This window comes from Kitasatospora sp. NPDC088779, assembly GCF_040685395.1.
GTDB lineage: Bacteria > Actinomycetota > Actinomycetes > Streptomycetales > Streptomycetaceae > Kitasatospora.
In genome coordinates, this window is record NZ_JBFBHW010000019.1 from 151,738 (window position 1) to 159,584 (window position 7,847).

5 protein-coding genes and 2 pseudogenes are annotated in these 7,847 nt (G+C 73.5%); 3 read left to right on the top strand and 4 right to left on the bottom strand.

Annotated elements, in window-relative coordinates:
* The first annotated feature begins 2 nt into the window (after positions 1–2).
* A complete protein-coding gene (locus tag AB0P03_RS20285; RefSeq protein ID WP_363583510.1) occupies positions 3–1,469 on the top strand; it encodes a short-chain fatty acyl-CoA regulator family protein in 1,467 nt (488 codons plus the stop codon).
* On the opposite strand, the gene AB0P03_RS20290 is transcribed toward AB0P03_RS20285, so the two are convergent.
* The 3 genes from AB0P03_RS20290 to AB0P03_RS20300 are packed head-to-tail and all read right to left on the bottom strand — an operon-like array spanning position 1,415 to position 4,994.
* Positions 1,415–2,563 carry a bifunctional 2-methylcitrate synthase/citrate synthase gene (locus AB0P03_RS20290; protein ID WP_363583512.1) on the bottom strand — a complete coding sequence of 383 codons (1,149 nt, stop codon included), beginning with the start codon at positions 2,561–2,563 and terminating at the stop codon, positions 1,415–1,417. The genes AB0P03_RS20285 and AB0P03_RS20290 overlap by 55 nt on opposite strands.
* 20 nt (positions 2,564–2,583) lie before the next feature.
* Positions 2,584–3,489 (bottom strand): methylisocitrate lyase, encoded by a 906-nt coding sequence (prpB, locus tag AB0P03_RS20295; RefSeq protein ID WP_363583514.1) that lies wholly within the window; start codon positions 3,487–3,489, stop codon positions 2,584–2,586.
* Positions 3,489–4,994, bottom strand: coding sequence for an MmgE/PrpD family protein (locus AB0P03_RS20300; protein ID WP_363583516.1), 1,506 nt, complete (start codon positions 4,992–4,994; stop codon positions 3,489–3,491). Before AB0P03_RS20300 ends, prpB begins: the two co-directional genes overlap by 1 nt.
* A gap of 155 nt (positions 4,995–5,149) precedes the next feature.
* Between AB0P03_RS20300 and AB0P03_RS20305 the strand changes: the two are divergent.
* Both AB0P03_RS20305 and asnB read left to right on the top strand, forming a co-directional pair.
* Positions 5,150–5,551 (top strand): annotated as a pseudogene (locus AB0P03_RS20305) (short-chain fatty acyl-CoA regulator family protein); the annotation flags it as partial.
* Positions 5,552–5,779: 228 nt separating this feature from the next.
* A complete protein-coding gene (gene asnB / locus AB0P03_RS20310) occupies positions 5,780–7,627 on the top strand; it encodes an asparagine synthase (glutamine-hydrolyzing) (RefSeq protein WP_363583518.1) in 1,848 nt (615 codons plus the stop codon).
* A 28-nt stretch (positions 7,628–7,655) separates the two neighbouring features.
* On the opposite strand, the pseudogene AB0P03_RS20315 reads toward asnB, so the two are convergent.
* Positions 7,656–7,847 (bottom strand): annotated as a pseudogene (locus AB0P03_RS20315) (hypothetical protein); the annotation flags it as partial.

Below are 7,847 nucleotides of genomic sequence, written 5' to 3' on the forward strand. Positions count from 1 at the left end.
CCATGCCACGTCCGACCGGGCGGAAGATCTACGCCCACGCCAAGCTGCGCCGACTGCGCCGCGAGCACGGCATGAACCAGGTCGAGCTGGCGCGCGAGCTCGGCATCTCGACCAGCTACCTCAACCAGATCGAGCACAGCCAGCGCCCGCTGACCGCCGCCGTGCTGCTGCGGATCGCCGAGGTGCTCGGGGTCGACCCGGAGTTCTTCTCCGAGGCCGAGGAGGAACGCCTCGGCACCGACCTGCGCACCGTGCTCGCGGACGAGGCCTGTGGCGGAGCCGTGCCGACGGAGGAGATCGCGGAGGTGAGCCGGAACCACCCGGAGGTGGCACGGGCCCTGGTCGCGCTGCACCGCGGCTACCGCGAGGCGCTCGCGCGGGTCGTCGACCTCGGTGAGCCCGGCACCGGGGCGGGCATCCGCCCGGCCGAACCCCATGACGAGGTCAGGGACTTCTTCTACACCCATCACAACCACATCGCCGCCCTGGACGAGGCGGCGGAGCGGACCGCGCGGTGCCTGGCGACGACGACCGCGGGCCGCACCGCCGCCGCGCTGGCCGCCCGCCTCGGCGAGCGGCACGGGGTGCGGGTGCTGGACGCCGACCACCGGCGGCCCGGCGACCTGCGGCGCTACGATCCGGCGGCCGGCACGCTGCGGCTCTCACCGTGGCTGGCCGGCGGCCGGCGTGCCTTCCAACTCGCCACCCAACTGGCCCTGCTGGAGCACCGGCCGCTGCTCGACACGCTCGTGGCGGCGGCCGGGCCCGGCCTCACCTCACCCCAGGCCGCCGACCTGGCCAGGATCGGCCTGGCCAACTACTTCGCCGGCGCCCTGCTGATGCCGTACACCGCCTTCCACACGGCCGCCGAGGAGCTTCGGTACGACATCGAGCTGCTCCAGGCCCGCTTCGGGGTCGGGTTCGAGACGGTCTGCCACCGGCTGAGCACCCTCCAGCGTCCGGGCCGACGCGGCGTCCCGTTCTCCTTCCTGCGCGCCGACCGGGCGGGCAACATCTCCAAGCGCCAGTCCGCGACCGACTTCCACTTCTCCCGCCTCGGCGGCACCTGCCCGCTCTGGACGGTCTACGAGGCCTTCTCCGCGCCCGGCCGGATCCTCACCCAGGTCGCCGAGATGCCGGACGGGAAGCGCTACTTCTGGATCGCCCGCACCGTCTCCCACGGCGGCTTCGGGCACCGCGCACCGCGCAGCGAGTTCGCCGTCGCGCTCGGCTGCGAGCTGCGCCACGCCCACCGCCTCGTCTACGCCGAGGGCGTCGCGCTCGACGCTCCGGGAGCGGCGACCCCGATCGGGCTGGGCTGCCGGATCTGCGAGCGCCGCGACTGCGTCCAGCGCGCCCGCCCGCCGGCGGGCGGGCGCCTGGCGGTCGAGCCGGACCGCCGCAGCCGCGTTCCCTACGCCGTGCTCGGTGACAGCCCCGGCACCGGGCGCTGGCCGGGGCCGTCGTAGCAGGCGAGCGGGCGGATCAGGGAGTTGTGGGCGAGCTGTTCGGTGATGTGGGCGGTCCAGCCGGTGATGCGGCTCATCACGAAGACGGGTGTGAAGACGGGGGTGTCGAAGCCCATCAGGTGGTAGGCGAGGCCGGCGGGGTAGTCGAGGTTGGGGTGGATGCCCTTGCGTTCCAGCATCGCCTCGCGCAGTGCGGCGTGCAGGGCGGCCAGCCGGGCCGTCCGGGGGTCGGCGCTGCGGGCCACCAGGGCGTCCAGGGCGGCCTGCATGATCGGGACGCGGGAGTCGCCGTGCTGGTAGACGCGGTGGCCGAAGCCCATGATCTTCCGCTTGGCGGCGAGCGCCTCGTCGAGCCACTGCGCGGCCCGGGCGGGGGCGTCGATCTCCTCCAGCATGTGCATCACGGCCTCGTTGGCGCCGCCGTGCAGGGGGCCCTTGAGTGCGCCGATCGCGGCGGTGACGGCGCTGTAGAGGTCGGAGAGGGTGGAGGTGACGACGCGGGCGGTGAAGGTGGAGGCGTTGAAGCTGTGCTCGGCGTACAGCACGAGGGAGATCTCGAAGCAGCGGACCACCTCCGGGGCGGGCACCGCGCCGAAGCACATGTGGAAGAAGTTCTCCGCGTAGCCGAGCCCGGGGTCCGGCGGGATGGGCGCCAGGCCCCGGCGGCGGCGCTGGTCGGCGGCGACGACGGTGGGCAGTTTCGCCAGCAGGGTGAGGGACTTGGCGAGGTGGGGCGCGGGGCGGCCGTCGTCCTCGGTGGGGTCCTCGGCGCCGAAGAAGCTGACGGCGGTGCGCAGCACGTCCATCGGGTGGCAGGTCTCGGGCAGCTTGGCGAGCAGTTCGGTGGTGGTGCGGTCGAGCGGGCGCAGGGCGGCCTCGAGGGCCCGGAACTCCCGCAGCTGTCCGGGGTCGGGCAGCTCGCCGTGCCACAGCAGGTAGGCGACCTCCTCGAAGGAGCGCTGGGCGGCGAGGTCCTGGACGGGGTAGCCGCGGTAGGTGAGGGAGTTGGTCTCCTGGATGACGGTGGAGATCCCGGTGGTGTCGACGACGACTCCGGCGAGTCCGCGGTGGATCCCGGGCGCGGTGGTGGGCATGGCTGGTCTCCGATGCGGGGTCAGGCGCCGGGCGGGAGGGTGAAGTCGAAGACGGCGGTGTCGAAGGCCGCGTACTGCTCGTAGCCGAGGAGTTCGTACAGCCGGGAGCGGGTCTGCATGCGCGGCAGCAGCGACTCCTGGGTGCCCTCGGCGGCGAGGGTGCGCAGGCCGTCCTCGACCGCGCCCATGGCCAGGCGCAGCAGGGTGACGGGGTAGAGCGCGATCTCGTACCCGAGGTCCTGGAGGGTGCGGGCGTCGAGCAGCGGGGACTTGCCGAACTCGGTCATGTTGGCGAGCAGCGGGACGTCGACGGCCTTGCGGAAGGCCTCGAACTCGGCCTCGTCGGCGAGGGCTTCGGGGAAGATCGCGTCGGCTCCGGCGTCGACGTAGGCCTTGGCCCGGTCGATCGCCGCGCGCAGTCCCTCGACGGAGCGGGCGTCGGTGCGGGCCATCAGCAGGAAGTCGGGGTCGCGGCGGGCGTCGACGGCGGCCCGCAGGCGGCGGGTCATGTCCTCGCGGGGGACGACCGCCTTGCCGTCGAGGTGGCCGCAGCGCTTGGGGTTGACCTGGTCCTCCAGGTGCAGGCCGGCGAGGCCGGCGTCCTCCATCAGCTGGACGGTGCGGGCGGCGTTCATGGGTTCGCCGAAGCCGGTGTCGGCGTCGATCAGCACCGGGAGGTCGGTGACCCGGGTGGTCTGCTGGGCGCGGGCGGCGACCTCGGTGGCGGTGGTGAGGCCGATGTCGGGCAGGCCGAGGTCGGCGGCGAGGACGGCGCCGGAGAGGTAGGCGGCCTCGAAGCCGAGGTCCTGGATGAGCCGGGCGGAGAGCGGGTTGAGCGCGCCGGGCATCGTCAACAGCCGCCCGGTGGCGAGGCGTTCGCGCAGGGCGCGGCGGCGCTGGGCGGGGGTGGTGCGGGTGTGCAGCATCAGAACAGGCCCTTCGGGAGGAGCGCGTCGAACGCGCGCACGGTCTCGGTGTCGACGGCCGGGAACAGCTCGTCCAGGTCCGGGGCCTTCAGCTCGGCGAGGTCGGCGGCGGCTGCCAGGAAGCGGTCCTGGTCGGCGGGGGAGACGATGCCCTCGGCCAGGGTGCGGAACTTCCGCTCGTACGCGGGGCGGTCGAAGGGGCGCGCGCCGGCCGGGTGGGCGTCGGCGACGGCCAGCTCGTCCTGGATCACCGTGCCGTCGTCCCGGGTGATCACCACACGCCCGCCGAAGGCCCGCCGGGCCGGGTCGGGGTCGTGGTAGCGGGCGGTCCACTCCGGGTCCTCGACCGTGGTGATCTTCTGCCAGAGCGCCACGGTCTCCGGGCGTTGGGCCCGTTCGGGGGCGTAGGAGCGCTCGTGGTGCCAGGCGCCGTCCTCCAGGGCGACGGCGAGGATGTACGGGATCGAGTGGTCGAGGGTCTCCCGGCTGGCGCGCGGGTCGTACTTCTGCGGGTCGCCCGAGCCGGAGCCGATGACGTGGTGGGTGTGGTGGCTGGTGTGCAGGACGACCGAGCGGACGCCGTCCAGCGGCCCGGTCCTCTCGCGCAGCCGCCGGGCCAGGTCGATGATCGCCTGGGCCTGGTACTCGGCGGAGTGCTCCTTGGTGTAGGTGTCCAGGATCGCCCGCCTCGGCTCGCCGGGCGCGGGCAGCGGCACGGTGTAGTCGGACTGCGGGCCGTCGAGCAGCCAGGCGAGGAAGCCGTCCTCACCCTCGTAGACGGGGGACGGGGAGGTCTCGCCGCGCATCGCCCGGTCCACCGCCTCGATCGCGGCCTTGCCGGCGAAGGCGGGGGCGAAGGCCTTCCAGCTGGAGATCTCGCCCTTGCGGGACTGCCGGGTGGCCGTGGTGGTGTGCACGGCCTGCTGCACCGCCTGGTACACCGTCTCGGTCGGCAGCCGCAGCAGCGCCCCGAGCCCGCAGGCGGTGGCCGCGCTCAGGTGCGCGACGTGGTCGATCCGGTGGGCGTGCAGGCAGATGCCCCGCACCAGTGCGACGTGGACCTCGTAGGCGGCGACGATGCCGCGCAGCAGGTCGGCCCCGCTGCGGCCGGTGTGCTGGGCGACGGCCAGCAGCGGCGGGATGTTGTCGCCGGGGTGGGAGTAGTCGGCGGCGAGGTAGGTGTCGTGGAAGTCCAGCTCGCGCACCGCCGTCCCGTTGGCCCAGGCCGCCCACTCCGGTGAGACCCGGGCCAGGCTGCCGAACACCCGGGCGCCCGGCGCGCCGCGGTGGGCGAGCGCCTGGGCGCGGGCCACCGTCACGGGCCGGCGCAGCAGCGACGCGACGGCCACCGCCGCGTTGTCGATCACCCGGTTGACGGCCATGTTCACGCTGGCCGGGTCCAGCTCCTCGGTGCCGGTCGCGACGGCGGCCAGCTTCCAGGCGAGCTGCTCCTCACGCGGCAGCCGGTCGGCACTGGGGTGGACGCGGACGTGGTGCTCGATCACGGGACTCCTCGGGGGCGCTCGATGGCTCTCGGTCTTGCATGACCGAGCCTGCTCGTCGGACGGCCGATGATCCAGCATGCCAATCGGTGGAATCCGTACGGCGGATTCCTGCGAACCTGCGAAACCTGCGAACCCCGCCGGGGAACCGGCTCCTCCACTTCTCCCGCACCGGCGGCACCTGCCCGCTGTGGAACGTCTACGAATCCTTCGCCGCCCCCGGCCGGGTCCACGTCCAGGTCGCCGCCATGCCCGACGGCCGGCGCTACCTCTGGACCGCCCGCGCCGTCACCCGCTCACCCGGCGGCTGGGGCCGCCCCGGCAAGACCTTCGCCATCGGCCTCGGCTGCGAACTCCGCCACGCCGCACGGCTCGTGTACTCGGCGGGACTGGACCTCGGCGACGTGGCGGCTGCCACCCCGATCGGGCTCGGCTGCAAGGTGTGCGAACGCCCGGCGTGCCCGCAGCGCGCCGCGCCCGCCATCGGCCGGCCGCTGGCGCTCGACGAGCACACCAGCACCTTCATCCCGTACCCCGCGCTGCCCGATCCCCGGAACTGAACGCCGCCGGCCGACGTACCGGTCCGGCCGTCCGAGCCCGACGCCCCTCCGTCCGAGCCCGACGCCCGGCGGTGCACCCCCGGTGGGCTTCGCGCGGGCACCGCCCGACCCGCCCCGGGAATCCTGCGGTTGCCCGGAACTTCCCGGACGTCCGGCCCGACTTCTGGGCCGGGCGCCGTCGCCGACAGCGTCCGGCAGAGCACACCCCTTCACCCCAGGAGCGCGAGCATGTGCGGGATCACCGGCTGGGTGTCCTTCCACCAGTCCTTCCACCAGGACATCGGCCACGGGGCCGCCTCCGTCATCCAGGCGATGACCGACACCATGGCCCTGCGCGGACCCGACGCCGGCGGGGTCTGGCTCGGCCGCCACGCCGCGCTCGGCCACCGCCGCCTCGCCGTCATCGACATCGAGGGCGGCACCCAGCCCATGACCGACCGCCCCGAACACCCGCAGGTGGTGCTCACCTACAGCGGCGAGGTCTACAACCACCACCGGCTGAGATCCGAACTCGCCGCCAGGGGCCACCGGTTCGAGACACGGAGCGACACCGAGGTGGTCCTGCGCGCCTACCAGGAGTGGGGAGACGCCCTGGTCGACCACCTGGAGGGCATGTACGCCTTCGCCGTCTGGGACGACCGCGAGCAGCGCCTGCTGCTGGTCCGCGACCGGCTCGGGGTCAAGCCGCTGTTCTGGGCCGAAACCGACGGCGGCCTCGCCTTCGGCTCCGAACCCAAGGCCCTGTTCGCCCACCCCGAGGTGACCCCCACCGTGGACGCCGACGGCCTGCGCGAGGCCTACAGCCTCCTGTTCAACACCGGCCCCACCGTCTGGGCCGGCGTCCGCGAGGTGCACCCCGGCAGCATGCTCGTCCTCGACCGCGACGGCATCCGCGAACGGCGCTACTGGGAGCTGACCGCCCGCCCGCACACCGACGACCCGCAGACCACCACCGAGCTGATCGGTGGCCTGGTCGACCGCGCCGCCCGTACCCAGCTGGAGGCCGACGTCCCGCTGTGCAGCCTGCTCTCGGGCGGCCTCGACTCCACCGTCGTCACCGCCCTGATCGCCGACGAACTCCGGCTCCGCGAAGGGCCGCAGGCCACGCTGCGCTCCTACGCCGTCGACTACAGCGACCAGGCCGAACAGTTCACCGGCGACGTGCTGCGTACCGGCCACGACACCCCCTTCGCCGCCGAGGCCGGCGCGTTCATCGGCACCCGGCACTCCACCGTCGTCCTCGACCCCCGTGCCCTGCTCGACCCGGACAACCGGCGCGCCGTGGTCGTCGCCCGGGACTCGCCGATCGGCGTCGGCGACATGGATACCTCGCTCTACCTGCTGTTCGGAGAGATCCGCAAGCACTCCACCGTCGCCCTCTCCGGCGAGGCCGCCGACGAGGTCTTCGGAGGCTACCCGTGGTTCCACCACCCGAAGGCGCTCGCCGCTCGCGCCTTCCCCTGGCTCCTGGTGACCGGGGACCAGGCCGCCATGCCGCTCCACCCCGACCTCGCCGCCCGGCTGCGCATCCCCGAGTTCCGCGCCGACACCTACCGCACCGCCGTGGCCGCCGTCCCCCGCCTCGACTCCGAGAGCGCCGCCGAACACCGCCTGCGCGAGATGCAGCACCTCTCGCTCACCCGCTGGCTGCGCCAACTCCTGCACCGCAAGGACCGCCTCTCCATGGCCCAGGGCCTGGAGGTGCGCGTGCCCTACTGCGACCACCGCCTCGTCGAGTACGCCTTCAACACCCCCTGGGCGATGAAGAACCACGACGGCCGGGAGAAGAGCCTGCTGCGCGACCTCGGCCGGGGCATCGCCCCCGACTCGGTGCTGTGGCGGCCGAAGAACCACTACCCGGCCACCCACCACCCCGACTACAACGCAGGTCTACAGCGGCTGGCCCGCGAGGCGCTGGACGCACCGCACGTACGGGACATCGCCGACGAGACGGTCGTCGGGGCGGCCATCGACACGCCTGCCGAGCAGTTGCCGTGGGGCCACCGGCTCCGCCTGGAGCGGGTCGTCGACCTCGCGCTGTGGCTCGACCACCACCGCCCCGCCCTGGCCTTCTGACCTCGCGGCCTCGCCGAGGGTGTCGGGGTTACTTGCCTGCGGCTGTCATGGAGGTGACGGCGTCGGCGGTGGTGGCGCGGTAGTTGCCCAGGTGGGGGTTGAGGATGCGGGTGTCGCTGGTGAGTGGGAAGTTGTGGGTGGCGGCGAGGGGCATGTTGGTGTCGTCCTGGTCGGCGAGGACGTTGAGTTCGTTGATGTCGGGGGTGGTGCCGGTGGTGGC

What these genes read in the sequence shown, in the direction of transcription:
- AB0P03_RS20290 (WP_363583512.1), bottom strand. Translation starts at nt 2,563, where the DNA reads ATGCCCACCACCGCGCCCGGGATCCACCGCGGACTCGCCGGAGTCGTC.
- prpB (WP_363583514.1), bottom strand. Translation starts at nt 3,489, where the DNA reads ATGCTGCACACCCGCACCACCCCCGCCCAGCGCCGCCGCGCCCTGCGC.
- asnB (WP_363583518.1), top strand. Translation starts at nt 5,780, where the DNA reads ATGTGCGGGATCACCGGCTGGGTGTCCTTCCACCAGTCCTTCCACCAG.
- AB0P03_RS20285 (WP_363583510.1), top strand. Translation starts at nt 3, where the DNA reads ATGCCACGTCCGACCGGGCGGAAGATCTACGCCCACGCCAAGCTGCGC.